This is a genomic window from Pseudomonas sp. IT-P258 (genome assembly GCF_949767825.1).
GTDB classification, from domain to species: domain Bacteria; phylum Pseudomonadota; class Gammaproteobacteria; order Pseudomonadales; family Pseudomonadaceae; genus Aquipseudomonas; species Aquipseudomonas monachiensis.
Genome location: NZ_CATKPU010000098.1, coordinates 133,554 through 159,950 on the forward strand (window position 1 = coordinate 133,554; position 26,397 = coordinate 159,950).

A 26,397-nucleotide genomic window follows, 5' to 3' on the forward strand; every position below is an offset into this window, starting at 1 on the left:
CCCGGATTCGTTACCGCTGATTAAAGTATCAAGTCGAGAATTACATGACCCATTTCGAAAAAATCAAGGCTGAAATCCAACAATCCCCTAAGGTTTGGCTGGTTACGGGGGTGGCCGGATTTATTGGCTCCAATATATTGGAGGCGCTGCTGCTATTAGATCAGCGCGTTGTAGGGCTTGATAATTTCGCAACCGGACACCAGCGTAATCTCGACGAAGTGCAGTCGGTAGTGAGCCCTGAACAATGGGCGCGATTTGTACTGGTAAACGGCGATATCAGAAATATTGAAGATTGCAGAAATGCGATGGCTTTTCCTGCTGCTACCAATATTTCTGTGGACTATGTTTTACATCAGGCTGCACTCGGGTCGGTTCCTCGTTCCATCAATGATCCAATTACAACGAATAGCACCAATATTGATGGTTTTCTGAATATGCTGGTTGCAGCAAAGGATGCGCAGGTTAAGAGTTTTACCTACGCCGCTTCCAGTTCAACCTATGGCGATCATCCTGCACTTCCAAAAGTGGAAGGCGTTATCGGAAAACCTCTTTCTCCCTATGCTGTCACGAAGTATGTAAACGAACTGTATGCCGAGGTTTTTTCGAGCACATACGGTTTCAATACTATCGGACTACGCTATTTTAACGTTTTCGGTAAGCGTCAGGATCCAAATGGCGCTTATGCAGCTGTTATTCCTAAGTGGACAGCGGCCATGATCAATAACGAAGAAGTTTTCGTTAATGGTGATGGTGAAACGAGTCGGGATTTCTGTTTCGTGGAAAACGCGGTCCAGGCCAATATACTGGCTGCTTGCGCAAGCTCCGAGGCAAAAAACAATGTTTACAATGTCGCCGTGGGTGACAGAACAACTTTGAATGAGGTTTTTGCTTGTATCAAGGGTGCGTTATCCTGCGTCGGTGTCAAGTCTACATCTGAAATGGTCTATCGGGATTTCCGAGCAGGCGATGTAAGGCACTCACAGGCTAATGTTGATAAGGCAAAACAATTATTGGGTTACAGTCCACTTTTTAATGTTGGTGAGGGGATGTTGAAGGCGGCAAGCTGGTATGTCTCGTTCTTTGCAAGAAGTTAATTTCTGTGATTAAAGAGATCTGCGCGCTCACTGTTCTTGCAAACAAACTTTGTATGTTTGTATTGCTTTTCAGCCTGGCACGAATTTTTGGGGTCGAACTATACGGCATATTTTCTTACCACTACGCGATCGTAACTGGCATCGCGGCAGTTGTAGGTGAATGCTTGAGCGTGGCGTTGAGTCGTTATGCGGTCTTGAATGCCGAGAAAGTAGATTACCGAACTTCCCTAAGTCTCATGGCATGGGGCGGCATTGTTGTGGGTGCCCTCTGTGTCGTTGTGTTTTCAGTTTTTCCGGCTCCCGCTTCATCCTATGAAACGAGTACGGGCTACTTAATGGTCGGAGAGTTTTTCCTGGGCTTCGCTTGTGTTTGCAATCTAACCATAACTGGACTGATGTTTTCCCTTAATACCTCAGGGAAATGGGCAGCTGCGCTGGCTGCTCACGGGCTGTTTGGACTGCTGCTGGTACTTGTCATTGCCAGGATCGGGGGCCGAATAGAGGGGGTCGTTCTAGCACTCGCAGTCTGTACGTTGATCGCTCCTGCCTGCGGCTTCTTTATGATAAAGAAAAGCAAATTCGGTCAGGAGAATGGGGGCGGGCAGGAGTCCTTCGCGTTTCGCAAAATAATGGCTTTGCTTTCTGCCTCAGGGGCGCCGGCAATTGTCGGAAGTATGCTTTTGCAGGCGCCTGTCCATATCGTGTGTTTGATGATATTTGCCAGTTCAAGTTTGAATGTGTCTGAGGTTGGTTACTTCAATCTTTTCTTCCTGTTTTATATTCTTGTGACCGTACTGCCAAGCTCGCTTACGTCCTATGCAATTGTGAGGTTGGCAGGGCGCGGCAATAGCAGTAGCAAGTTGTATCTCATGCTTGGGGTGTCAATTTCAGTTTGCCTGCCCTTGTTGATGATCGTTTTACAAGGTTACTGGTTATGTTTCCTCGGTAGTGCTTTTTGCAGTAAAAGTGATCTACTGACTTATGCAGTGCTGGCGGGCGGCATAGGTCTTACGACAACGATAGTCACTCAGATATTGCATAGCAAAAATATGACCAGAGTTGTTTTTTTGGGTAGTTGTGTCTATGCCGTTGTTTATTTGTTGTCGACGCTGTTTGTGGGGCTCAAAGGTGACATGTTAGCGATTGATCTTTTCAGGTCTTTTGTATTGGCGCTTGCGGTTCAAATTATTACGCTTTTGGCCCTTGGCGGGCGTAGGCTAATACAGTGACAGGTGCTCTTGGTGCAGGTTGTTTATGCGCGAGGAGCATGGCTGAAAGTAACATGGGGGCCAGTATTAAATCTGGTTTGCAGTCCTGTTGTTTTGTCTTTGTCGGTTAAGACTAATGGTCATATTTCTGGTTTCGACATGCTTACTGATTTTGATCGCGCAATGCATCCTGTGTCTGATATCCAAGAAGTATCTGGTTGCATTGTACGCCGTGTGTTATTCGGTACCATTTCTTGGTCTTGTGAGCTGCCTGTGGGGCGAGACTATTACGCTATGGCCTATCGGAGACTATGATTTTTACCTGGATGATTTGTTGGTTTACAGGCTCTCGCTCGTCTGGTTTCTTGGCGTCGTTGGCGGACTGGTTGCCTATCTTCTGTCACTCCTGGTGCCTGGCAGAAGCCTGGAGCCACGCGAGACTGCTTTCTTCTCCGCGATAGACTTCAAGCTGGCGGGATTGATCTTTCTTGCATTGGCCATCTTTTTTATTGCTTTCAGGTTCATCAACGCAGACGCGCTGCTCGAGATGTTCGCAGGCGTAGAGTCGGTAGTGGTTTTTTCGATCATCGCGATCACCGCATTGGCATTCGCCTTTCCATCGAAGTTGATGCTCTGGGCTTCTGTGGTGCTGGTGATGGCTTATTGTGTTGCCAACGCGATGACCGGAGATCGTGATTTTGTCGTGCTGGTTGTAGCCTATATTCTTGGTTTGATGTTTCGTTATAACAAGTTTGTCAAACTCAAGGTATTGTTATTGATCACGGCTTTTTTGGTGTTTGTACTGGTCTCTGGTGTGTTTGTTTCAATGAGTCGTATGGATGTTGATTTAACATCGGATAATATTACTCAGTATTTTTTGTTCAACTCATGGAACGCGATAATTCTGCCGTTGGTTCAGCAGTTGACCAGTTTTTGGGATGGCGAGCACCTGCGATATGGTCAGACATATCTCGATATGTTCCTTTCGTTGGCGCCCTCACCAATCTATTCGGCTTTTGGTGTAGAGAAGCCCATCATGATGGATAATCCGGCCCTCTGGTATTACATAACCGGTCTCGGCGGAATACATGTTGCGGGTGTGGCTTTTGAGAACTTCGGCTTGTTCGGTGTTTTTCTCAATGGATTCATAAGCGTCTGCTTCTTGCGTTTGATTGATTCGCGCTGCCGTGATGACGATTTCTTGCGGATTTTTCTATATATGCTTTGTGCGGCATCGGTTATGCATTGGGTTTGGTATGGTGAAATTTACTTGCTGAACTCGTTGGTTTTTTATGTGATGTCATTAGGGTTATTCTTCGCGATGAAACTCGTTCGGGTTTTGAAGTGAGTTTAAAGATTTTCACTGGAGTGAGAAAGTAGGTATGTGCGGAATTGCGGGAGTTGTCGGCTGGAAGCTGGATCAGCAAAGCGCCGTTGCCGTTGGCAAAATGGTGGATGCACTGATACATCGCGGGCCTGACGATGGAGCAGTTTGGTCAGATGCCGCTAGCGGGGTTTCGCTGGGTCACCGGCGGCTTTCCATTCTGGAGTTGTCGGTACACGGCAGTCAGCCGATGGTTTCCGATAGTGAACGGTTCATTATCATCTTCAATGGCGAAATATATAATTTTAATGAGTTGCGTGAAAAACTGATTGAAGCGGGTCTGAAGCGTGTTTGGCGCGGTCACTCTGATACTGAAGTTTTGTTGGCGGCGATAGAAGCGTGGGGTGTGCAAAGAACCCTCGAAAATCTGGTGGGTATGTTTGCCTTTGCCGTCTGGGACAAAGTTAACAAGACGATTACATTGGCACGAGACAGGATGGGCGAAAAGCCCCTCTATTATGGCATCGTGGGCAGCCGCTTTGTTTTTTCCTCCGAGTTGAAGGCAATCAAGGCAGCGTTTAGGAGCGAGTTGCGCATTGACCGTCATGCATTGGCGAAGTTTGTAAGATATGGCTATGTTCCCGCTCCTGAATCAATCTATGAAGGCATTAAAAAACTGGCGCCAGCGCATTATTTGAGTATTGACTCTTTTTCTTGCCAGCAGACACCTGTTTCGTATTGGTCGTTACCGCAAGCCAGTGAGTTAAGGAGTGAACTGTCTCGGGCCAGCGACAAAGAGGTTGTGGACATTGTCGGTGAGCGATTGTCTGCCGCTGTAAAATCGCAAATGATCGCCGATGTTCCTCTGGGGGCATTTCTGTCCGGTGGGGTCGACTCAAGCCTGATTGTTTCGTTGATGCAGTCGCAAAGCACTTCGAGTATCAATACTTACACGATTGGTTTCAACGAGCCTGAGTTTGATGAGGCACCTTATGCAAAGGCGATTGCCAAACACTTGGGGACCAATCACACCGAATTTTATCTGGGGGCCGACGACGCCGTTTCCATAATTCCGCATTTACCGGAAATATACGACGAGCCTTTCGCTGACTCCTCTCAGATCCCAACTATCCTAGTCTCCAGGATGACAAAGCAGCATGTATCGGTTGCACTGTCCGGAGACGGCGGAGACGAACTTTTCGCCGGCTATCCTCGCTATCAAATTACCGCTGGCTTATGGGCGCGGATAGAAAAGCTGCCATTGCCGGCACGGCGAATCATGGCTTATTCTCTGCGGTCGCTTTCGTCCCGAGGTTGGGATAACGTCTGCTCTGTTTTGCCAGGCACCCTGCGAGCAAAAGTGAATGGTCGGCGCATCTACAGAATGTCCGAACTACTCGCCTCGGAGAATCTGGCGCAAATGTACACTGGTTTGATGTCGCAATGGCAACCTACAGACAATGTGGTGCTGGGTATTGACGGTCAGGATCAGGGCGACGTCTCTTGGGAGTCGATGGGCGATTACATCGAAGAAATGCGCCGCTGGGACGTTTCTCAGTACCTGCCGGATGATCTGCTCGTAAAAGTCGACCGTGGTGCCATGAGCGCGAGCCTCGAAACCCGAGCGCCCTTGCTCGATCATCGCGTCGCGGAACTGGCATTTTCTTTGTCTTCAGAGCAGTTGATCAAAAGTGGCGTCGGGAAATGGCCGCTTCGCGAACTGCTTAAGAGATACGTGCCTACCTCGTTCTTCGATAGGCCAAAGACGGGCTTCTCTATTCCACTGGCACAATGGTTGCGTGGGCCGCTGAGAGAGTGGGCAGAGGACTTGTTGGCTGAGGAACGAATCAGGAGTGAGGGCTATTTCGATTGTCAGAAAATTCACTCGGCGTGGCTCCAGCATCAAAACGGAACGTATGATCGTAGTCTTCATTTGTGGAATATTCTGATGTTCCAATCCTGGCTTGATAAAAATAGCCGCTAATTCAGATTGAGCAAAAGGTTTTCCATGAAGATAGTTTTCAATGCGCTCTCTGCCCGCCTAGGTGGAGGTCAGACATATCTGATTAATCTTTTTCAGTTCGTACCCTTCGACGAGGATCTTGATATCCTCGTGTTCGCCCCTTCGTCACTCAAACTGCCGGATCACCCAAGGATCCGTCGAGTCGAACCTGCCTGGCCGACAGAAAATCCGCTTGTCAGAGCCTTGTGGGAAAAGTGGGTGTTACCGGGTATCTTGAAGGCTGAAAAGGCTGATCTGCTGTTTTGTCCCGGGGGAGTAGTGGGCACTCGTGCACCAGCCGGTTGCAAGGTTGCAACGATGTTTCGGAACATGATTCCATTTGATTTGCGCGTACGAAAAAGTTTACCGCTCGGGTTGCAACGGGTCAGAAATTGGTTGTTGAACCGCATTATGCTCAAGAGCATGTCTGAAGCTGATTTAACGATCTTTATTTCAAATTATGCACGAAGTGTCATCGAATCGCTGACCAAGGTTAAAAATGCCGTTACTATTCCTCATGGAATTGGTTCTGTGTTTCGAACACACGGCAAAAGTACTGTTCGCCCGGATTTTTTACCTGGAAGCGAGTACATTTTATATGTGTCGAGATTTGATGTTTACAAGCATCATTTTCAAGTGGTCAGTGCTTACGAGAAGCTACCCAAAGAGCTTCGCGAAAGGTTCCAGCTGATTCTTGTCGGGGAAACAAATCTGCCGGAAGCTGAGCGCGTAAAGGCTCTGATTTCAACGCTAGGCCTTGAAGGCCAAGTCCTGCTGCTGGGCGCTATTCCTTATCAGGAACTTCCTCCTCTGTATCACCACGCTTATCTGAATCTCTTTGCCTCGTCGTGCGAGAACTGCCCGAACATACTTCTTGAAGCGCTCGCTTCAGGTCGGCCAATGATCTGCTCCAATGTTATGCCCATGCCGGAGTTTGGCGCGGACGCAGCATTGTATTTTTCGCCGTTTGATTCCCAAGACATAGCAGGCGTATTGACAGAAGTTTTAACAAATCCGGAACTCTTGAAAAAACTGGCCGTTGCAGCGGTTGCGCAAAGTGATAAATTTGATTGGGAGCAAACCTCAAAAAAAACGTGGTCCGAGTTGCTGGCGCTGGCCAAGTTGCGAAAAGCAGGTGTTTGATAAATGAGAGTTCTCGTGGTGTCGCAGTATTTTTGGCCGGAGTCATTTATTATCAACGACCTGGTCAAGAGCTTGTCTGCTCAGGGACATGCCGTAAAAGTTCTTACCGGCAAGCCGAATTATCCGGATGGTGTTGTGTTCGACGGCTACCATGCTTCCGGATATCAGGAAGAAAGTTACGAAACGACAGTTAGCGTATGCCGTGCACCGCTTAGACCTCGCGGCTCTTCGGGCGCAAAAAACCTGATACTGAATTATTTGTCTTATATCGTAAATGGGCTGAAATTTTATCCGGATGCTGTAAAGGGCGAGCGTTACGACGCAATTTTTGTGTTTGCACCTTCTCCAATTACGTCGGTCATTCCTGCCATCTATTTGAAATGGAAACTCAAGAGTCATCTGGCTGTATGGGTTCAAGATCTCTGGCCAGAGAGTTTGAGTGCGACAGGATTCATCAGGAATAAATCGCTCTTGCGCGTGGTAGGGTGGATGGTCAGAGGCATTTACGCCTGCGTTGACACGTTACTCGTTCAGTCGAGGGCATTCCGCGAGCCGGTTGCTCGCTATGCAGATCCCGGCAAGGTCGTGTATTACCCAAATTGTTATCAGGATACTCCGCCAGGCTCCGAAGAGACCCGGATTCCTGCATCGCTGCTCGCGGAGCTCGAAAACCATTTCTGTCTCGTTTTTGCTGGCAACCTGGGGACCGCACAATCGGTCGAAACCCTGGTTGAGGTAGCAGACAGGCTTCGCCATCTATCCAATCTCCGAATTGTGCTGGTCGGCAGCGGTAGCATGCTGAGCTGGATCGAAAGCCAGAAAAAATCCCGATCATTGGACAACCTTGTCCTCGCCGGCCGGTTTCCGGTAAGTGAAATGCCACATTTTTTCAGTCGTGCCGCGGGATTGTTGGTGACGTTGAAGCAAGATGAGGCGTTCTCCTATACCATTCCCAGTAAAGTCCAGGCTTACCTGGCAGCGGGGAGGCCGATTGTCGCCGCGCTGGATGGCGAAGGGGCTCGGGTCATTCAAGAGGCCAATGCAGGCCTGACGAGCCCGGCGCAAGATGCCGAAGGTATGGCCAGGTGCATTGAGCAACTTTTCCACATGAGTCCGGATGAACGGGAGTCATTGGGGCAGTCGGGCAGGGCGTACTACCTCGAGCATTTCGAAATGGAGCGTCAAAGCCAGCGTCTCGTCGAAATCCTCTGTACCAGGATCAATGAATTGAAAGGTAACTCAAAATGAAAGTACTAGTGTTAGGGGGCACCGGGATGCTGGGGAGCACGGTGTTCAGGCAATTCCATGGAAACCCACGCTATGAGGTGTGGGGCACTTTGCGTAACCCAGGTGGCGCAAAATACTTTTCAGACGAAACTCGCAGTTCGTTGATCAGCAATGTTGACGTGCTGGACCAGGACTCGCTGGTTTCGGTGCTGGCACGGGTCAAGCCGGATGTCGTCATCAACTGCGTCGGCTTGATCAAGCAGCTGGCCGATGCCAAGGATCCCCTTTCAGCGCTTCCCATCAATGCCATGTTGCCGCATCGCATTGCCAAGTTGTGCGAACTGTCTGGCGCTCGCTTGATTCACATCAGTACCGACTGCGTGTTTTCCGGACGTAAAGGGCGTTACACTGAAGAGGATGTCTCCGATGCGGAGGATCTCTACGGCAAGTCCAAGTACATTGGCGAGCTTCATGCCCAGCCGAATGCAGTCACTCTCCGGACTTCAATCATCGGTCACGAACTGGGAAGCCAGTACTCGCTGGTGGATTGGTTTCTATCCCAGAGCGGGTCCGTCAAGGGCTACGAAAAGGCCATTTTTTCGGGGCTCCCTACCGTGGAGCTGGCGCGTGTCATTCGAGATTATGTGATCCCGAACCCGGAGCTTAAGGGCCTTTATCATGTATCGGTGGCACCTATTGATAAATTGTCTCTGCTGAAATTGGTGGCAGAAGTTTATGAAAAGGAAATCGATATCGTCGCTGACAGTGATCTTTCTATTAATCGTTCGCTGGACTCATCAAAATTCCAATCCGCGACCGGTTACGTTCCACCTTCATGGTTGGAATTGGTCAAATCAATGCGCGCAACGCGTTGATCATTAAATACAATCAAGTCTTGGATGGTAGTTATGTTTGATAATAAAATTTTGATGATCACGGGCGGCACAGGGTCATTTGGTCATACAGTGTTGAAGCGTTTTCTTGATACCGACGTAAAAGAAATTCGTGTATTCAGCCGCGATGAAAAAAAACAGGAAGATATGCGCATTGCCCTGTCGAACGACAAGGTGAAGTTCTATATCGGTGATGTTCGCGATCGCGATAGCCTTGATCAGGCCATGGTCGGTGTGGATTACATTTTTCACGCTGCCGCTTTGAAGCAGGTGCCTTCCTGCGAGTTCTACCCTATGGAAGCCGTGCGTACTAACGTCATCGGCACCGAAAACGTTCTGAATGCGGCGATTGCTTCGGGTGTTAAGCGCGTTGTCGTGCTAAGTACCGACAAGGCTGTTTATCCAATCAATGCCATGGGTATTTCCAAGGCCATGGCTGAAAAACTGATGGTGGCCAGGTCGCGGATGATTCCGGCAGCGGGACCTGTGATCTGCGCAACTCGTTACGGCAATGTCATGGCTTCGCGCGGGTCAGTGATCCCGTTGTTTATCAACCAATTGCAAAATGACGAGCCGCTGACTGTCACTGATCCGAACATGACCCGCTTTCTGATGTCACTGGAGGACTCTGTCGACCTGGTGCTGCACGCTTTCGAGCATGCCGAGCAAGGCGATATTTTTGTTCAGAAAGCACCTGCCTCGACAGTCGCGGACCTGGCACAAGCGCTCAAGGAACTGTTCTCCCGTGACAATACTGTCAAGGTCATTGGCACCCGTCATGGCGAAAAACTCTACGAGTCGCTGATTTCCCGTGAAGAAATGGCCAAAGCCGAAGACATGGGGCGTTACTATCGAATCCCGGCGGACAATCGCGATCTGAACTACAAGAAGTTCTTTGTTGAAGGTGAGCAGGAGATTTCCGATCTTGAAGATTACACCTCGCATAATACCGAGCGTCTCGATGTTGAAGGCGTGAAGAAAGTTCTTTTGAATCTGGAATACATTCAGGAGAAACTTGATGCTTAAGGTCATGACGCTGGTCGGCACGCGACCAGAGCTTATCAAGATGAGTCGTGTCATTGCTGAGCTGGATAAGCAAGTCAACCATGTGTTGGTCCACTCCGGCCAAAACTACGACTTCGAATTGAATCAGGTATTTTTCGACGATCTTGAAATTCGAAAGCCCGATCACTTTCTGGGCGCCGCCGGCGATACGGCTGCCAAGACCATCGCCGAGGTGATTTCCAAGGCGGATGAAGTATTTGAAGTTGAAAAGCCGGACGCGCTTTTACTCTATGGCGATACTAATACCTGTCTTGCAGTCATAGCCGCCAAGCGCCGCAAGATTCCCGTATTCCATATGGAAGCCGGCAATCGCTGTTTTGATCAGCGAGTTCCCGAGGAGCTGAATCGCAAGGTGCTCGATCACCTGAGCGATATCAATATGGTCCTGACCGAGCATGCCCGGCGTTATTTGATCGCTGAAGGGATTCGTCCTGAAACCATCATCAAGACCGGTTCGCATATGCAGGAAGTGCTCGACTACTACATGCCGAAAATTCTCACTTCCGACGTGCTGGTTCGAGAGGGACTGGAGCAGGATAAATTCTTCATCGTCAGCGCTCACCGAGAGGAAAACGTCGATACGCCGGAAAACCTCCGGGATTTGCTCAAGACGCTGCGAGCCTTGGCCGACGAGTATAAGTTTCCGATCATCGTGTCCACTCACCCCCGCACCCGCAAACGTCTGGAGGCGATAGGCGAATCGCTGGATCACCCGTTGATCCGCTTTTCCAAACCATTCGGTCTGCTTGACTACATCAAGTTGCAGATGTCGGCGTTTTGCGTCCTGTCCGATAGTGGCACCATCACTGAAGAAGCCTCTCTGCTGAACTTGCCTGCCATTACCATCCGTAATGCACATGAGCGTCCGGAGGGGATGGACGAAGGGACACTCATTATGAGTGGCCTGAAAGTGGATGGCGTTCTCAACGCCGTACGTGTGGTGACCAGTCAGCATGATCGTGATCAGCGTGTCATCCCCGTAGTCAGGGATTACCAGGCGGGTCCGGTGTCCAAGCAGGTGGTTCGGGTCGTATTGAGTTACACCGACTACATCAACCGTACTGTCTGGTCGAAACCCTGAGCGGCGTCGAGGTTTGAAAATGCGTGTTTTGTTGACAGGTGCCACTGGTTTCGTAGGCCGTGCTGTCCTGGGCCGGTTAGCGGCTTCTGAAGATCTGGAGCCGGTGGCCGCCATTCGCGGGCATGCCCTGCCTGACTGTCCGGCGCGCGTTACAACTGTTCAAACCACCGGGCTCGATAGTGATGCCGACTGGTCGCAAGCGCTGGATCGGGTGGAGGTCGTCATTCACAGCGCGGCGCGTGTCCATGTGATGAATGACACCGAGTCCGATCCGCTGGTGGCGTTTCGCAAAGTGAATGTCGAAGGCACACTGAATCTTGCCCGGCAGGCGGCTGACCAGGGGGTTCGACGTTTTGTGTTCATCAGCTCGATCAAGGTGAATGGTGAAGGTACGCCGCTCAATGAACCTTATCTTGCAGATGCTCCACCCGCGCCAGCGGACCCCTATGGCGTTTCAAAAATGGAGGCCGAGCAAGGGTTGCGCGAAATCGCGACCGATTCAGGGATGGAGGTCGTGATTATTCGTCCTGTGCTCGTTTACGGCCCGGGTGTCAGGGCCAATTTCCTGAACATGATGCGCTGGCTGGACAAGGGGGTGCCACTGCCATTCGGGGCTATCCATAATCGACGCAGTCTGGTCGCGCTCGACAATCTTGTTGATTTAATAGTGACCTGTATTCGTCACCCTGCTGCAGCGAATCAGATTTTCCTTGTTAGTGATGGGGAAGATCTGTCCACTACGCAGCTGTTGAGGCGTATGGGGCAAGCGCTGGGCAAGCCTGCACGGTTGTTGCCTGTTCCGAGCGTGCTGCTTGAGCGAGGAGCGCAGCTTTTAGGCAAGCGGGCTTTATCGCAACGGCTTTGCGGGTCGTTGCAAGTCGATATAAGCAAAACTCGAAAACTGCTGGGCTGGACTCCTCCCGTTAGCGTCGATGAAGCTCTGGTGTCGGCTGCGAACTACTACAAGGACAGGCAGCGATTAGCTGGCTAACGGCAGTGCTGGTTCAATTGCAAAATTGATTTTGGCTGTTTCAGGAAGTTGATCTTTGAACACAATTTGGTTGTTGGCTGCTGTGGTTGGTGTTTCATTTTTGGCCACGGGTGCATTGCGCAGATATGCTTTGGCACGCAGTTTGATAGATATTCCGAATTCACGAAGTTCACATTCGGTCCCGACACCGCGCGGTGGAGGTGTGGCCATCGTCCTGAGTTTTCTGATTGCGTTACCGGTGCTTGTCTGGGTAGATGACATGGCCTGGCCCATGGCGTTGGCTCTACTTGGAGCCGGTGGGTGGATTGCAGTCATAGGTTTTCTTGACGACCACGGACACATTGCTGCCCGGTGGCGCCTGCTGGCGCATTTCGCTGGTGCCATCTGGGCATTGTTCTGGATTGGCGGCATGGCCCCGATCAATGTGTTCGGTTACGAAATAAGTCTGGGATGGTTTGGTTATATCATCGGGGCTTTTTTTCTAGTCTGGATGCTCAACCTCTATAACTTTATGGATGGTATTGATGGTCTGGCGAGTGTCGAAGCGATTTGCGCCTGTGTCGGCACTTGCCTGGTGTATTGGATTGGCGGTCATGTGAGTCTCTCCATTGCCCCGTTTGTGCTGACAATGGCCGTACTCGGTTTCCTTGTCTGGAATTTCCCGCCAGCGCGTATTTTCATGGGCGATGCCGGAAGTGGTTTTCTAGGCATAGTGCTGGCGGTTTTGGCCCTGCATGCCGCATGGACTGCACCGGTGTTTTTGTGGGCATGGCTTATCCTGTTAGGAGTATTCATTGTTGACGCCACTTTTACCTTGCTGCGACGCCTGTTGCGTGGTGACAAGGTCTATGAGGCTCATCGCAGCCATGGATACCAGTACGCTTCACGAAAATTCGGCAGCCATCGTGTGGTCACCGTCGCAATAGCTGCTGTCAATTTGTTGTGGTTATTGCCGGTCGCTATATTGGTCGTCATGCAGTACCTGGATGGTGCGGCAGGATTGATTCTTGCCTATGTGCCGTTGGTGGCGCTGGCCTTCAAATTCCACGCAGGCGAGTTGGAAATCGCGAACAATGCGTGATGGTTGCTCTGGCTATCACACAATGCCTTATCCACAAGAGATACCAAAAGCTGTAGTTGCTGTATCAATGCTAGGAGCTTCGAGAAGTGTTTAGAGGGGTTATGGATAAGATTCGGGCACATTTATTAAGTCTGCCAAGACGACATAAGCGCATTCTGCAGGTGCTGACTGATATTTTTCTGGTCTGGATTGCCTTGTGGATGGCGTTTGTTGTACGACTGGGGCTGGACGAGATGGTCAACCCCCTCACTCAGCATGTTTGGCTTTTTGTCAGCGCACCTGTCGTGGCAATCCCCCTGTTCATCCGCTTTGGCATGTATCGCGCGGTGATGCGGTACTTCGGAAATGATGCGCTCATTGCCATTATCAAGGCCGTCACATTATCGTCCCTGATCCTGGGCGTCTTGTTGTACTGGTACAGCAACCATCAGAACGTCGTTCCCCGCTCGATCATATTCAACTACTGGTGGTTGAGTCTTATCATGATCGGGGGATTACGCTTCGCCATGCGCCAGTATTTTATGGGTGATTGGTTCAGCGCGGTTCAGCATGTTCCGTTTACGAGCAGGGATGATGGCTTGCCAAAAGTCGCGATTTACGGTGCAGGGGCCGCCGGCAATCAACTCGTTACCGCCTTGCGGATGGGGAGGGTCATGCGACCTGTTGCCTTTATCGATGACGATAACGGTATTGCCGATAGGGTTATTTCAGGGCTGCAAGTATATAAACCAAAACATATCCAACAAATGATCGACAACACGGGTGCTCAAGAAATTCTTCTTGCCATCCCTTCATCCAATCGTGGTCGCCGCCGCGAGATTCTTGGTTTTCTCGAAGGTTTTCCTCTGCACGTTCGAAGTGTCCCGGGATTCATGGATCTGGCCAGTGGCAGGGTCAAGGTCGACGACATCCAGGAAGTAGACATTGCTGACCTGCTCGGCCGCGATGCTGTTCCGGCTCAGGGGGATTTGCTCGAACACTGCATCAAGGGACAGTCCGTTCTGGTCACAGGTGCTGGAGGCTCCATTGGCTCCGAACTCTGCCGTCAGATCCTGGCGCTCGGGCCCACGACACTTTTGCTGTTTGAGCATAGCGAGTTCAATCTCTACAGCATCTTGTCTGAACTGGAACAGCGAATTGCACGAGAGTCATTGTCGATCCGTCTGTTGCCAATTCTTGGATCCGTGCGCAACCAGGAAAAGCTTCTGGATGTGATGAAATCCTGGCGTGTGGATACGGTGTATCACGCCGCGGCCTACAAGCACGTGCCAATGGTCGAGCATAATATTGCCGAAGGTCTGCTCAACAATGTGATCGGCACGCTGAATACAGCACAGGCGGCACTACAGGCAGGTGTCTCCAACTTTGTACTGATTTCGACTGACAAGGCCGTGAGGCCTACCAATGTAATGGGCAGTACCAAGCGTCTTGCCGAGTTGACGCTGCAGGCGCTCAGTCGAGAGATGGCACCGGTATTGTTCGGTGACACGACCAACGTTTCTCGGGTTAACAAGACGCGTTTCACAATGGTGCGGTTTGGGAATGTTCTGGGATCGTCCGGTTCGGTTATTCCGCTATTTCACAAACAGATCAAGTCGGGGGGACCGCTGACGGTCACCCACCCCAAGATTACTCGATACTTCATGACCATTCCCGAAGCCGCGCAGCTGGTTATTCAAGCGGGTTCCATGGGGCAGGGCGGTGATGTTTTCGTTTTGGACATGGGGGAGCCTGTGAGGATTGTCGAGCTCGCCGAGAAGATGATCCATTTATCTGGTTTGAGTGTCCGCTCGGAAAAAAACCCGCATGGCGACATCTCTATCGAGTTCACTGGCCTGCGTCCGGGTGAAAAACTTTATGAGGAATTGTTGATCGGTGACAACGTGGCTGCCACTCAGCACCCGATGATCATGACTGCCAACGAGGATTACCTGTCCTGGGATGTGTTGAAGGTCAAGCTGAGCGAATTGCTCCGCGCCGTTGATCAAGACGATTATGCGCGTGTTCGCCAGTTGTTGCGCGACACGGTTAGCGGCTACTCCCCGGATGGTGAAATCGTCGACTGGATCTACCAGCAGAGACGCCTCGAACCCTGATTGTTTAATATTTTGCAATGTACATATTTTTGACAGTGCCATGACATAGCCTAAGTTTGAGGAGCAACTTCGGAAAAGCTGCTTTCTAAAACGCCGTCATGGAGCTTCAATTATGCGTACAGGCTATTTCTACTCTCTGGTTTTTGCCCTTCTCACCAGTGTTCCCGCCGTTACTTTCGCTGCTCCAGCGACCAGTCCGGAGGTGCTCAAAGCACCTCAGGTACTGGATGTGGCCGCCAAGGGGCAAGTGGTTAAAATCGATCTTAATCGTGCCGATTCAGCAACGCTGCAGCGTGAACTGTCGGGTATAGGCGAGGCCAAAGCCAAAGCGATTGTTGCATATCGTGAAAGCAATGGACCATTTGCGTCGGTAGATGAACTGCTGGAAGTGAAGGGGATCGGTAAAGCACTTCTGGACAGAAATCGCGAGAGGATCGAATTAAACTAAGCATGTAATTGAACGTGAAAGGCCGATCATTGATCGGCCTTTTTATGTGTTACGAGTTTCAGTTGGGCTGATGCTATTGTCTGTGAATCGTTGACCTGTCGATGTCTTCGCTTACCATGGATCTAGCTCAAGTAAAAGTCCGCGGCATTCAACACGGTAGTCTGGCCGAGTAGCGTGATATTTCCACCGTGAGCGCCATCACCTGCTGTGTCGAACGTTACGACCAACCCACTCTCTTGCAGCGTCTGAGTTACAGCCTTGTCAGCCGTCCAGCCGTAGATGTAGAGGGTGTCTTCACCTTGTTTGAAGTCCTGGATCGTATCTGAGCCAGAGCCTGCATTGAATACGAAAACATCTCGCCCTTTTCCGCCGATCAGGAGATCGTTGCCTGTGCCACCGACGATAAAGTCACCGCCAGCTCCGCCCGCCAACACATCGTCGCCATCTTGCCCATACAGTGAACAATTTGCATTCGAATGGGACTGAATGGAGTCGTTGCCGCTGTTCATCCCGGTTACGCTGCCGGCCAGTTCTGCCCCGAGTGTGCCCGTGTAAAGGATCTTGTCCGCCGTGCTTGTGCCATGAATTTTTTCTGCATAGCCGGATCCGGGGTTGCCGGCAACCGTTGTTGTATTAAAACCTTTGAGCGGATCCGCATTGAACAAAAATGTAGCGTCGCTGGAGGTGAGCAAGGTAGTTCGACCGTCTATCAACATTCCGCCGTCAAAACGTGCATCTCCATCGATGTCATAACTTAGGTAAACGCCATCGGCAGTCAATTTCTGGTCGACTCTGAAATTGAACTCCTGCTCTGAAATCTTTGTCCGCCCCGTGCCACCGGTGCCGGTCACGCCGAGAAATACTAGTTGGTCCGTAGCTGTAACGAAACTATCGATGACGTCGTTAACGCCGTCGCCCTTGGAAAACGCATACTGGTCTGCACCGCCTCCGCCAGAAATGTAATCGTCGCCCGTACCGCCCACCAGCAGGTCGGAATACAGACCGCCGATCAGCACGTCGTTGCCTTGATTGCCGTAAAGCTGGCCACCGGAAAATCGCAAGGCGAGGGTATCATCTCCCGCTCCACCGATGAGTGTGGCAAAAATCGGGCTGCTTGTACTGCCATCATATGAAATGAAATCCGCACCGGAAGTACCGGATATTGTGGCTCTTCCGTTGTTGATGATGGCGTTGCTGTCTGTGAAGTGTGTGACGCTGGGGTCACCGGGAGCGCTCTCTACGGTATAGGTAAAGACTCCACTAAGTGAATTTGAAATACTGTTGAGCAACGTATCGCTTAAACTGTCGTTACTGGTATAGAGCTTATGTTCCGAAGTGATCATCTGGGCCGCATAAAGATTGGCCAGACGCAGGGCATCTGCGCCGGTTTCTGCCCATCCGCTCGTCTGCGAGTTATTGGGAATGAAGTACTCAATATCGGAGGCCTTCATCATGTCCATTACACCGACGCGTTCACCCGTGCGAATATCGGTGTAGTAAACGTTGTAATCTGCGTCCTGGATCTCCCACTTGTTGGTTGTGGTATTAAAGATTTCAATGTAGGTATGACCTTGAAAGAAACCTTGAGAGTCCGAGTAGGTCCAGATGCTGCGTTTTTGCAGGCCGAGTTCCGCGCATAAGCCACTGAACACGTTAACGATATTGCCACACAGCAGTTCTACTGTTTCGGCAGTCGGGTCGCCGATGACGGTTTTGTAAATTTGCTCGGCTGTGTAAAAGGGGTCATTGCCATGAACGGCCCACCAAGCGCCATCGGAGTGAACGGTATTGGTGGCCAATAGTTCGCGGGCTGTATCTTGAATCAGCATGCCAGTTGCAGCTGCTTCTTCTCGGACGATATTTGCGAGTAAAGCGAAATAATTGATCAAAATAGACTCCGCAACGATTGGGTGGCCGTTTCCTGTATCTGAATCCATCGTGGATAGAATCGGCGACCGTGATTTTTCGTATGTTACATTTTTTTGCATCGCGTTTTAAGCAGCATCATTCACTTAACCAAAGCGATCAATCGCCGGATATCGGAAAGGTGTTGAGCGCTGTACGTGAAGGGGCGGGGATTTCATTCAGTCGACGGTGCCCGGGTGGTACACTCGCGCGCTTTGCAAAGCCCGATCAACATTACACATTGGCAGCTTCGAGATGACGCATGAGACGCCCGATAACAACCTCCAGGCGGCCTTGAGAGCCTGCAGATCCAGTTTCATGTCGGTCGGCTTTTTCAGTCTCTTCATCAATGCGCTGATGTTGGTTCCGACCTTCTACATGCTTCAGGTCTATGGGCGAGTGGTTACCGGCGGAAGTCTGGCAACCCTGGCCATGCTCACTATCATCCTCATCTTCCTGCTCGTGACGCAGGGGCTTTTGGAGTGGGTACGCTCCAGGATCATGATTCGTGTCGGTACCCGGCTCGATGTGCTGCTCAGCCACGATGTCTACAGATCCAGCTTCAAGCGGGCATTGGACAGTGGCGGTGCGGACTCTTCGGCGCAGCCGCTCAGTGACCTGACCGGGCTGCGCCAGTTCATGGCGGGTAACGGGCTGTTCGCTTTTTTCGATGCGCCGTGGTTGCCGATTTACATCGCGGTGCTGTTCCTGTTTCACCCATGGTATGGCTGGATGGCTATCGGTTGTGCGGTGGTCTTGCTGATGCTTGCCTATATCAATGAACAACTCACGGGCAAAGTTCTCGCAGAGGCCAATAAGGAGAGCATTGGCGCGACGCTTCAGACCACCAGGAACTTGCGCAATGCCGAAGTGATCGAGTCCATGGGAATGCTTGACTCCCTTATCTCACGCTGGAGTCTGCGTCAAAAGAATGTGCTGTTGCTGCAATCCCGGGCTAGCGATCGCAGTGGAATCATCACAACGATTTCAAAAACTTTCCGTGTGCTCGTACAGTCGCTGATTCTCGGCCTTGGCGCTTACCTCGCGGTCAGCCATGAAATCAGCCCAGGGCTCGTGATTGCGGGTTCAGTGCTGTTGGGGCGTGCTCTGGCGCCGCTGGATCTGATTATTGGCAGCTGGAAAGGGTTTATTGCTGCGCGTTCGCAATATGCGCGGCTCAACAGCGTTTTCGACCAGCAAAAGGCCGAGCCCGAACGCATGCAGTTACCCGCTCCCATCGGTCATGTAACGGTAGAAAACCTCACGTTAGGTGCTCCTGGCTCGAAGACGCCGATCATCAAAGGCATCGGATTCAGTGCACCGGCAGGGACAATGATCGGTATCGTCGGCTCCAGTGCCTCGGGCAAGTCTACGCTTGCCAAGGCCTTGATGGGGGTATGGAAACCGCGGGACGGCGTGGTCCGCCTGGACACCGCTGACATTGCCAGCTGGGATAAAAGTGAACTGGGCCAGTATCTCGGCTATTTGCCGCAAGACATTGAGTTGTTCGAAGGCAGTATCAGCGACAACATCGCTCGCTTCGGTGTCGTTGACTCAAGCAAGGTGGTACTGGCCGCCAGAACCGCGGGCGTACACGAAATGATACTGATGCTGCCCGACGGCTACGATACGGTCATCGGCGCTGGGGGCATCAACCTGTCGGGCGGCCAACGGCAACGAATAGGGCTGGCCCGGGCCATTTATGGCAGCCCGCGGCTGATCGTTCTGGATGAGCCGAACGCTCATCTGGATGAGGTCGGCGAGCGAGCGCTGGCGTTGGCGCTGCAACAGATAAAGCTGACGGGCGCGACGGTTTTCGTCATTGCTCATCGTACATCGATTCTGGCCCAGCTCGACCGCCTGCTGGTAATGAACGCTGGCAAGATCAGTCTATACGGCCCACGGGATCAGGTAATCGCACAACTCGGCGCGCAACCGTTGAGCGCCCAGCAGAAATCCGCCGTTCAGGCCGAAACAGACGTCGCTCCGATCGGCGTTTGACAGGAAGCTATCGATGAATCCCAAGTTCACTCCCCTCTGCGATACTTTCGCGGATCTACCCATGTCCGACGGTTCGATACGCCGGACAGGATTGCTCATCGTGTTTGTGACATTTGGCCTGTTTGGCGGTTGGGCGGCGTTCGCGCCGCTAGATGGCGCTGCTTACGCGCCAGGTGTCGTGACCGTACAGACTTATCGCAAGACGGTGCAGCATCTGGAGGGCGGTATTGTCAGGGATCTGCTTGCCCATGACGGCGATATCGTGAACAAGGGTGACCCGGTCATTGTCCTGGATGACGCACAGTTGCGCTCCGAATATGAGATGACCCGCAGCCAGTTGATTGCCGCCAAGACCATGGAAGTGCGCTTGCTCGCGGAGCGCGATAACCTGTCGACCATCGCGTTCCCCAACACCGCCGAATTCGACAGCCAGCGTAGTGTTGAGGCGCGTTACGGTGAGACGCAAGTCTTCAACGCGCGGCGCACTTCTCGACAGGGGCAAATCTCGGTACTGCAAGAGCGTATCCGGCAATTGAACCAGCAAATCAATGGGACCGACGCCATGATCGGAACCAAGACCAACCTGCAGGAATCCTACAGCGGCGAAATTGCCGAACTGAAAGAGTTGCTGGCCCAAGGTTTCGTCGACAAGCAGCGCATGCTGGAACAGGCGCGCAAGCTTGATTTGCTCAAGTCTGAAGTGGCTGATCACCGCTCGACGAACATCAAGACCAGGTTGCAGATCAACGAAACGCAGCTCCAGATCCTTCAAATCGACAAGGACTTTAGCGCTGATGTAGCCAAACAGTTGGCAGAGACTCAAACCAAAGCCTATGACCTGCAGGAAAAAACTTCGGCATTGGAAGACCGTCTGGGCAGGGTGGTTATCCGCGCTCCGGACGACGGGATGATCATTGGGATGACGGTTCACACCATTGGTGGTGTTGTACGCGCCGCGACCCCCTTGCTGGATATCGTGCCGTCTGTTTCCGATCTTGTCGTGGAAGCCCAGGTTTCGCCCAATGACATTGATCGAATTGCTATCGGAAAGGTGGCGGACATCCGCTTCAGCGCTTTCAATAGTGCCACGACACCGGTCATCGAGGGACGTGTAACGAGTATTTCCGGTGATCGCCTGATCAACGAGAAAACCAGTGCCCCCTACTATTTAGCCAGGGTTAGCGTGACCCAGGCTGGCGCGCAAAAACTGGGTGATCGCAAACTGTTGGCGGGAATGCCGGCAGATGTGTTCATCAACACTGGAAAGCGCACCATGCTGCAATACCTGATGCAGCCGGCACGTAACGTCATCGCCCAGTCGATGATCGAGGAATGATCGTGCGTCTGTTTCCCTGTCTGATTTTGGGATCACTGGCATTGTCTGCCCATGCCATCGAACCTGAGTTAGCTGAACCCTCTGGTGGCACGCTGCGCACCAGCACTATCAGCAAGCAGGACTACTCAGTCGACTTGATGCAGTTGTACCGCGAATCGCGTCTTGAAGATCCTCGGGTAATCGCTTCTTACTCCAAGGCCCAATCGGGTGTCGAACAGGAAAACCAGGCGTTTGGCAGCCTGTTGCCCTCTTTGACTGCGAACGCGGGCTTTAACCGTATCAAGCAGAACAATCTTCAGGTCGATCAGGCATACGACAGTCGCAATTATACGGTGGGGTTGACTCAACCGTTATACAACAAGGCTGCCTGGGAAAATTACCAGCACTTCAAGAGCCTGACCAAACAAGCAGATTCCGAGTCCAGAGAGGCTCAGGCGGAAGCCACCGTTGACCTTGCGCAGCGTTATTTTGCTGCGTTGGCTGCCGATGATGAACTTGAATTGGTGCAGGCCGAACGCAAGGCTACTCAGAAGAACCTCGACAGGGTCAGTGCGCTATACAGTAAACAGTTGGCGATGATCACTGATGTACTGGACCTCAAGTCTCGAGTCGATGTTCTCGCCGCTCAAGAAGTCGATGCGCGTAACCAGGCCAGTCTGAGCCGTGTCGCGCTGTCGGAAATCATCGGTCGTCCAGTCAAGGAGAAGTTGAGTCGGGTGCGCAATGATGTCGAGTTGAAGGTTTCGACCGATAGCCTGGAACGTTGGGTGGACCTGGCAATCACAGCAAATCCGTCGATCAAGGCCAGTGAGAGTGCGCAGGAAGCTGCCGAGGCGGCTTTGCGTGCCGGTAAGGGCGGTCATTACCCTACGGTCAATCTGAACCTGAGCGCACAGCAGACCAACGAGGGTTACAACAATTCGTTGGCGCCGCAGACTGATAGCTATGTGGCCGGCGTCGGGGTGCAGATCCCGATCTACAGCGGCGGCTCAACGTCCGCGCGGGTAAGGCAGTTGTATCAAGACCAGCTGACAGCTGAGCAGCAACTGGTTGCAACTCGTCGTCAAGTGGTCAAGGAAACGACGAGTGCATATTTGAACGCCGACTCAAGCGTGGAAAAAATTCGCGCCAATCGCAATGCTCTGGCCTCGGCTGAGCAATCACGCATTGCAGCAGAAAAAGCGTTCACCTATGGCGTGGTAAATGCCGTTGATGTGTTGAGCGCGGTACAAAACGAATTCGAGGCACGCCGCAATTTGCTCAAGACGCAGTATGACTTCATCACCAATCTTTTCATTCTGAATCGCTGGGCGGGAAAATTGTCCGAAGAAAGCGTTGAAAGTGTAAACGTTTGGCTGAGTAGTAATGTTTATACGAAGTAGTCGCCGCTGAAACGATGATCATTTGAGCGAGGGCGGCCCCCAAAGCCGGGAGCCTTTCTAGTCCCGGCTGCTTGAAGACTACAAATAGCCCCTAGCCCTGGCGATGAGTCGAGCGGAGTGAAAGTATGCTGCGGCGAATGATGGCGACACCTAAGCCGAGCATCACTCCAAAGATCAAGGAAAACCCTACGATCAAGGCTTTCTTTGGTTTTATCGGGGCTTGAGGTTCTGCCGGATCCTTATCAATCTTCACCAGGTCAAATTGATCGAAGTCAACTTTCAGTTGCTTGAGGTGTGTCAATTCGCCACGAATGTCTGCGAAGTCCTTGAGGAATAGCTCAGGTTTATCTCGTTCCTTCAGGATTGTTGCTTCGCGGTTGGTAGCCAGCAGACTGAGTTCTTTTTGAATTTCATCAATGCGTGGTTCAGTAAAATCATCAGAGCGACGGGCTACCAGGGTGGCGCGCTCTGCTTCAAGTGCAGACTGCCCCAAAAAGTACAGTGGTATTTTCTGGTTGTTTACTTCGGTGCGGATCATGTTGCCTTGACGTGCCTGTTCGCCCTCGCCTAGTGCCGACGGCGTAGTGGGCTTGAGAATGCCGAGATTTTTGGCAATGACGATGGCTTCATCAAGCTCCTTGATGCGATTTTGACGGCGGCTTTGCAACTGTTGACGGAGTGCTTTCAATTCGTCTTGAAGCATTTCTTTCTTGAGTTGATCTTTTTCGAGCAAACCGGCGATCTTCGAGTCTTTCTCCGCTTCATACGCAGCTGTTTTGGCGAGCAACTTGTTTTCTATCTGAGCTGTCCGGTTGGCAATCAGCTTTTTCAAGTTTGAAGCCACTTTTTCTTTTTCGCCTCTCACGACGAAACTCGTAAAATCTTTTACGATGCCTACACCATCTACTCCTTGCGGATAGTTAAGGCTGAATTCAATTTTTTCGAATAGGCTATTGCTTTTTTGGGGGTCGACTTTTTGAAGTGAAAATGCTTTTTTGTTAAAGTTATCGAAAGTTTCTTCAATGGATTTTCCCGGTGCCTGTAATGGCGCGAGATACTGGGGGTTGGCTTTGAAAAAATTCAGTCGGATATCATAAGATTGCATAGCGGCGCCGACATTTGTCAGTGCGTCTTTTGGAAGGATTTTGTACAGCCCAGACTCATTCAATTCATCCAGGTCGGCCAGGGCGACCGGTCGGATGTACGTTTCAACTTGGTATTCCGCAGGGGCCAACATAACGTAGACGATGGCGGCGGTGACAGTGAGTCCAGCAAACAACAAGACAATTGCCCTTTGATCCAAAATGCTACGGAGGAGCTCTTTTACTTCAGTTGATTCTTGTTGGAAGCTATCTAGTGCATTTGCTTTGATGTTCATTGCGCGCTCAAATTTTAATCGACAGACGCACAAAATTTCGAGGAAATTACCGTCATGTAGATTTGAAAGTTTATAGATGCTGGTTTTTATATCTTCCAGCATTTGTCGTAAAACGGCAAGACTGAGAATCACTGACGCTCTTGGCACTGAGCAGGCAAGTGTGTGGAGTAGCCGATCCAGACTTTGGAAGGAGAGGGCGCCCTGATGCGCTCGATTTCGTGGCGATGTGTTTTGGGTGCAATTGCGCTACAGGCTCTCAACATTGCTTCAGTGGTTACGTTTTTTTTGAACGCTTCAATGCCACCTGCATTGCGAGCAAGGCCTGTGAATTGAACCTGCCCCTATCGTTGAATGCCGAATTCGATGGCACTGGGGTCAAGGTCCAGGCAGTGCTGCCTGGTGTGAGGCGCACCGAAATCCGGGAACGCTCCAGTATCGATGTTTCACAGATCCCGGGCAAGTTGAACCCACGGGAAGACTTCTCTGGCCAGTTCAGCAAGGGCTAGGAGCTGAACACCGTTGTGTTGAAGGTGCGCGCAACGTTCTGAAAGAAGGCGGAGAAGTAGAAGCCAAGATCATCGGCGTTGACCGCAAAGCCGTGTAATTCAGCTCTCGATCAAGTCGAAAGACGTTGAGGGTGAGAAAGAAGCGGTCCAGAGCCTGCACGACAAGCCAGTAGCTACTGATGCTCCTGTGCCACGACTCCGGTTGAACAGGATATTGGTTCCCCGGGGGGGGGGGGGATTGCAGAAACCCAAGGCGTTTCAGGTTGTCTCTTTCTTTAATCGGATCAGTCGCTTATTTGCAGCTAGTCTTATGCCTGAGGGCGAACGACGGTCAGGCGAGGCGTCTGGCATAAGGATGTGAATGAAAAGGCTCAATGTCGTGATTGCCGTACTGACATTGGCGGGTTGTATGACTAATGCAAGTACCCATGCGGTACGCGGGGTCAGAGGCGTCGAGATTGATTGCTCGGGGCTGGGATCGGGGTGGGAGAGGTGTCAAACGCGAGCTGACAGAGAATGTAAGGGGGCAGGTTACAAGGTGGTGGCAAGGTCCGACGATGCCAAGGATGAAGATGAATACTTCTTTGGCTTCAATCCTGCGGGTTTATTGACACGGACCATGTTGGTTATCTGTAGGTGAGCTGGGTGCCGGGGGGGCGCCCCCTTCTGTATCGGACGCTCATGCAGGGAGAGAATGCGGTAAATGCAATGGGCTGTTCAAAATCGTCAGGGCGTGCTAAAACCTTTGAAGCGCTGATCTAGCTGCTTGAAAAAGAAGGGAAAAATATGACGAAGTCGGAGTTGATCGAACGAATTGTCACCCATCAAGGACTGCTCTCATCAAAGGATGTGGAGCTGGCCATCAAGACCATGCTTGAACAAATGTCCCAATGCCTGGCCACCGGCGATCGCATCGAGATCCGTGGCTTCGGCAGTTTCTCACTGCACTATCGCGCACCGCGCGTGGGGCGCAATCCGAAAACCGGTCAGTCTGTCAGCCTCGATGGCAAGTTCGTTCCGCATTTCAAGCCCGGCAAGGAGTTGCGTGATCGGGTGAATGAGGATGAGGAGGAAATGTCGTGATAGTAAACGGAGTTTGGATTGTTACTGATGCCTAATATTAAACGCGTAATTCTTGCGGTTTTATTGTTGCTATTGATTTTAGTGGTCTTGGTGTTCGTCCTGGAAAATCAACAAGCCATTTCGATGGTGTTTCTTGGATGGACGGGGCCTGCATTGCCCGTATCGGTAATTGTAGTGCTGTCACTGTTGGTTGGGATGCTGTTGGGGCCTCTATTGTTTTGGCTATTGCTTAGGGTCAGGAAGGTGTCACGGACGTCAGCCAAGTAAATTATAAAGATATAAGTGTTCGGTTGGCGGCTCAGTGATGTTTTTCGGCGTATGGGTAATCCATCGTTTTCGCTTTGTTATATCTGCAACGTTTTTTCAATTCGGTAGATAGAGCGGCTTCCCAACAATACAGGAGAAGTGTGTCTACTTGCCTGCCTGCCTGCCTGCCTGCCTGCCTGCCTGCCTTGCTTGTCGATGAGATATAACTTTAGTTATCTGTACTGCTGAGTCTGCGGGCGCAATAGTAGAAACTACCGGGTTGTTAACGCTGGAAGAAAATATTAACATTTGGCAGCGGTAGTATGCTTGAGTGGGTACAGGAACAAAACAATCACTGTTTTGATGATTTGCTATTGTCGGGACGGCGTTCTGTGGGGTGCATGTCAGAAATATTTGAGGGTTTCTCAGTTTTATTGATTGGTTTAAGTGGTGAGGAGATGTTTTCTACGCACTGTGCAGTAAAGTCCAATCACATCTTGCTGCCGGTTACCCTAGCATGACAGCCTTGCGAGGAGTTGGGGCCGCGTGATCGTTGAGTCGGGCGCCGGACTGGTTTGTGATCCTGATAAAAGTTCCGCATTGGCGGGCCTTCTGGATGTGTCTGGTATCAAAGAGCGTCTATTGAAACTGGATTTTATTAAGGGGCAGTTGAATGCTCAAGGTTATTACTCTGGTTGGTGCTCGGCCCGAACTTATTAAAATGAGTTGTGCAATTGCTGAGTTGGATAAGCAATCGAATCATATTTTGGTGCGCTCAGGCCGTGATGGCGATATGGCGGCTTGGGTCATATAATTGCTTATCTTCCATTGGTCGCCCTGGCTAAGGATGTTTCATCCGGGCGAGAAAGAAAAATTCAGCCCAGGCCCAGATGTTCGACTCTTACTG

21 protein-coding genes and 3 pseudogenes are annotated in these 26,397 nt (G+C 51.2%); 21 read left to right on the forward strand and 3 right to left on the reverse strand.

Annotated features, from left to right (window positions below; genetic code table 11):
* Nucleotides 1-44 precede the first annotated feature (44 nt).
* From ACM6G4_RS26605 to ACM6G4_RS26650, 10 genes are all read left to right on the forward strand, one after another.
* The gene (locus ACM6G4_RS26605) at nt 45-1,094 is read left to right on the forward strand and encodes an NAD-dependent epimerase/dehydratase family protein (RefSeq protein ID WP_414914942.1); all 1,050 of its coding nucleotides are present in this window, start codon (nt 45-47) and stop codon (nt 1,092-1,094) included.
* A 5-nt stretch (nt 1,095-1,099) separates the two neighbouring features.
* The gene (locus ACM6G4_RS26610) at nt 1,100-2,323 is read left to right on the forward strand and encodes a hypothetical protein (RefSeq protein ID WP_414914943.1); all 1,224 of its coding nucleotides are present in this window, start codon (nt 1,100-1,102) and stop codon (nt 2,321-2,323) included.
* Nucleotides 2,324-2,438: 115 nt separating this feature from the next.
* Nucleotides 2,439-3,650, forward strand: coding sequence for an oligosaccharide repeat unit polymerase (locus tag ACM6G4_RS26615; protein WP_414914944.1), 1,212 nt, complete (start codon nt 2,439-2,441; stop codon nt 3,648-3,650).
* A 34-nt stretch (nt 3,651-3,684) separates the two neighbouring features.
* A complete protein-coding gene (asnB, locus tag ACM6G4_RS26620) occupies nt 3,685-5,610 on the forward strand; it encodes an asparagine synthase (glutamine-hydrolyzing) (RefSeq protein ID WP_414914945.1) in 1,926 nt (641 codons plus the stop codon).
* Between the two features lie 24 nt (nt 5,611-5,634).
* A complete protein-coding gene (locus ACM6G4_RS26625; protein WP_414914946.1) occupies nt 5,635-6,771 on the forward strand; it encodes a glycosyltransferase family 4 protein in 1,137 nt (378 codons plus the stop codon).
* Between the two features lie 3 nt (nt 6,772-6,774).
* Nucleotides 6,775-8,019, forward strand: coding sequence for a glycosyltransferase family 4 protein (locus ACM6G4_RS26630; protein ID WP_414914947.1), 1,245 nt, complete (start codon nt 6,775-6,777; stop codon nt 8,017-8,019).
* Nucleotides 8,016-8,873, forward strand: a complete 858-nt coding sequence (locus ACM6G4_RS26635) for a dTDP-4-dehydrorhamnose reductase family protein (RefSeq protein ID WP_414914948.1) — start codon at nt 8,016-8,018, stop codon at nt 8,871-8,873. The genes ACM6G4_RS26630 and ACM6G4_RS26635 overlap by 4 nt, the downstream gene beginning before the upstream one ends.
* Before the next feature lie 33 nt (nt 8,874-8,906).
* Nucleotides 8,907-9,917 carry a polysaccharide biosynthesis protein gene (locus tag ACM6G4_RS26640; protein WP_223456234.1) on the forward strand — a complete coding sequence of 337 codons (1,011 nt, stop codon included), beginning with the start codon at nt 8,907-8,909 and terminating at the stop codon, nt 9,915-9,917.
* Entirely contained in the window at nt 9,910-11,037 is a 1,128-nt protein-coding gene (wecB, locus tag ACM6G4_RS26645) for a non-hydrolyzing UDP-N-acetylglucosamine 2-epimerase (protein WP_414914949.1), read from the forward strand. The genes ACM6G4_RS26640 and wecB overlap by 8 nt, the downstream gene beginning before the upstream one ends.
* Nucleotides 11,038-11,056: 19 nt before the next feature.
* Nucleotides 11,057-12,028, forward strand: coding sequence for a UDP-glucose 4-epimerase family protein (locus ACM6G4_RS26650; RefSeq protein ID WP_414914950.1), 972 nt, complete (start codon nt 11,057-11,059; stop codon nt 12,026-12,028).
* Here ACM6G4_RS26650 and ACM6G4_RS26655 read toward each other — a convergent pair.
* Nucleotides 12,017-12,238, reverse strand: coding sequence for a hypothetical protein (locus ACM6G4_RS26655; RefSeq protein ID WP_414914951.1), 222 nt, complete (start codon nt 12,236-12,238; stop codon nt 12,017-12,019). The two genes, ACM6G4_RS26650 and ACM6G4_RS26655, sit on opposite strands and share 12 nt — an antisense overlap.
* Here ACM6G4_RS26655 and ACM6G4_RS26660 point away from each other — a divergent pair.
* From ACM6G4_RS26660 to ACM6G4_RS26670, 3 genes are all read left to right on the forward strand, one after another.
* Complete coding sequence (locus ACM6G4_RS26660) at nt 12,231-13,109, forward strand: MraY family glycosyltransferase (RefSeq protein WP_414914952.1); 879 nt, start codon at nt 12,231-12,233, stop codon at nt 13,107-13,109. The genes ACM6G4_RS26655 and ACM6G4_RS26660 overlap by 8 nt on opposite strands.
* Before the next feature lie 101 nt (nt 13,110-13,210).
* Nucleotides 13,211-15,205, forward strand: coding sequence for a polysaccharide biosynthesis protein (locus ACM6G4_RS26665; RefSeq protein ID WP_414914953.1), 1,995 nt, complete (start codon nt 13,211-13,213; stop codon nt 15,203-15,205).
* A 112-nt stretch (nt 15,206-15,317) separates the two neighbouring features.
* Nucleotides 15,318-15,653: a ComEA family DNA-binding protein gene (locus ACM6G4_RS26670; protein WP_414914954.1), complete on the forward strand. Its 336-nt coding sequence runs from the start codon at nt 15,318-15,320 to the stop codon at nt 15,651-15,653.
* A gap of 122 nt (nt 15,654-15,775) precedes the next feature.
* On the opposite strand, the gene ACM6G4_RS26675 is transcribed toward ACM6G4_RS26670, so the two are convergent.
* The gene (locus tag ACM6G4_RS26675) at nt 15,776-17,542 is read right to left on the reverse strand and encodes a hypothetical protein (RefSeq protein WP_414914955.1); all 1,767 of its coding nucleotides are present in this window, start codon (nt 17,540-17,542) and stop codon (nt 15,776-15,778) included.
* A 271-nt stretch (nt 17,543-17,813) separates the two neighbouring features.
* Here ACM6G4_RS26675 and ACM6G4_RS26680 point away from each other — a divergent pair, with 271 nt between their 5' ends.
* Genes ACM6G4_RS26680 through ACM6G4_RS26690 form a run of 3 tightly spaced genes read left to right on the forward strand, consistent with a single transcriptional unit; the run spans nt 17,814 to nt 22,277 of the window.
* On the forward strand, nt 17,814-19,559 hold the full coding sequence (locus ACM6G4_RS26680; RefSeq protein WP_414914956.1) for a type I secretion system permease/ATPase: 1,746 nt from the start codon (nt 17,814-17,816) through the stop codon (nt 19,557-19,559).
* Nucleotides 19,560-19,572: 13 nt separating this feature from the next.
* Nucleotides 19,573-20,895, forward strand: coding sequence for an HlyD family type I secretion periplasmic adaptor subunit (locus ACM6G4_RS26685; protein ID WP_414914957.1), 1,323 nt, complete (start codon nt 19,573-19,575; stop codon nt 20,893-20,895).
* Nucleotides 20,892-22,277, forward strand: coding sequence for a TolC family outer membrane protein (locus ACM6G4_RS26690; protein ID WP_414914958.1), 1,386 nt, complete (start codon nt 20,892-20,894; stop codon nt 22,275-22,277). Before ACM6G4_RS26685 ends, ACM6G4_RS26690 begins: the two co-directional genes overlap by 4 nt.
* Before the next feature lie 91 nt (nt 22,278-22,368).
* Here ACM6G4_RS26690 and ACM6G4_RS26695 read toward each other — a convergent pair whose 3' ends face one another.
* The gene (locus ACM6G4_RS26695; protein WP_414914959.1) at nt 22,369-23,787 is read right to left on the reverse strand and encodes a GNVR domain-containing protein; all 1,419 of its coding nucleotides are present in this window, start codon (nt 23,785-23,787) and stop codon (nt 22,369-22,371) included.
* Between the two features lie 123 nt (nt 23,788-23,910).
* Between ACM6G4_RS26695 and ACM6G4_RS26700 the strand changes: the two are divergent.
* The 5 genes and pseudogenes from ACM6G4_RS26700 to ACM6G4_RS26720 form a co-directional block, all read left to right on the forward strand.
* Nucleotides 23,911-24,119, forward strand: a pseudogene (locus tag ACM6G4_RS26700) (SDR family oxidoreductase); the annotation flags it as partial.
* Nucleotides 24,120-24,178: 59 nt separating this feature from the next.
* Nucleotides 24,179-24,348: pseudogene (rpsA, locus tag ACM6G4_RS26705) on the forward strand (30S ribosomal protein S1); the annotation flags it as partial.
* A 174-nt stretch (nt 24,349-24,522) separates the two neighbouring features.
* Nucleotides 24,523-24,801 (forward strand): hypothetical protein, encoded by a 279-nt coding sequence (locus ACM6G4_RS26710; RefSeq protein WP_414914960.1) that lies wholly within the window; start codon nt 24,523-24,525, stop codon nt 24,799-24,801.
* A 146-nt stretch (nt 24,802-24,947) separates the two neighbouring features.
* Entirely contained in the window at nt 24,948-25,244 is a 297-nt protein-coding gene (ihfB, locus tag ACM6G4_RS26715; RefSeq protein ID WP_414914961.1) for an integration host factor subunit beta, read from the forward strand.
* A 919-nt stretch (nt 25,245-26,163) separates the two neighbouring features.
* Nucleotides 26,164-26,283, forward strand: a pseudogene (locus ACM6G4_RS26720) (UDP-N-acetylglucosamine 2-epimerase (non-hydrolyzing)); the annotation flags it as partial.
* Nucleotides 26,284-26,397 lie beyond the last annotated feature (114 nt).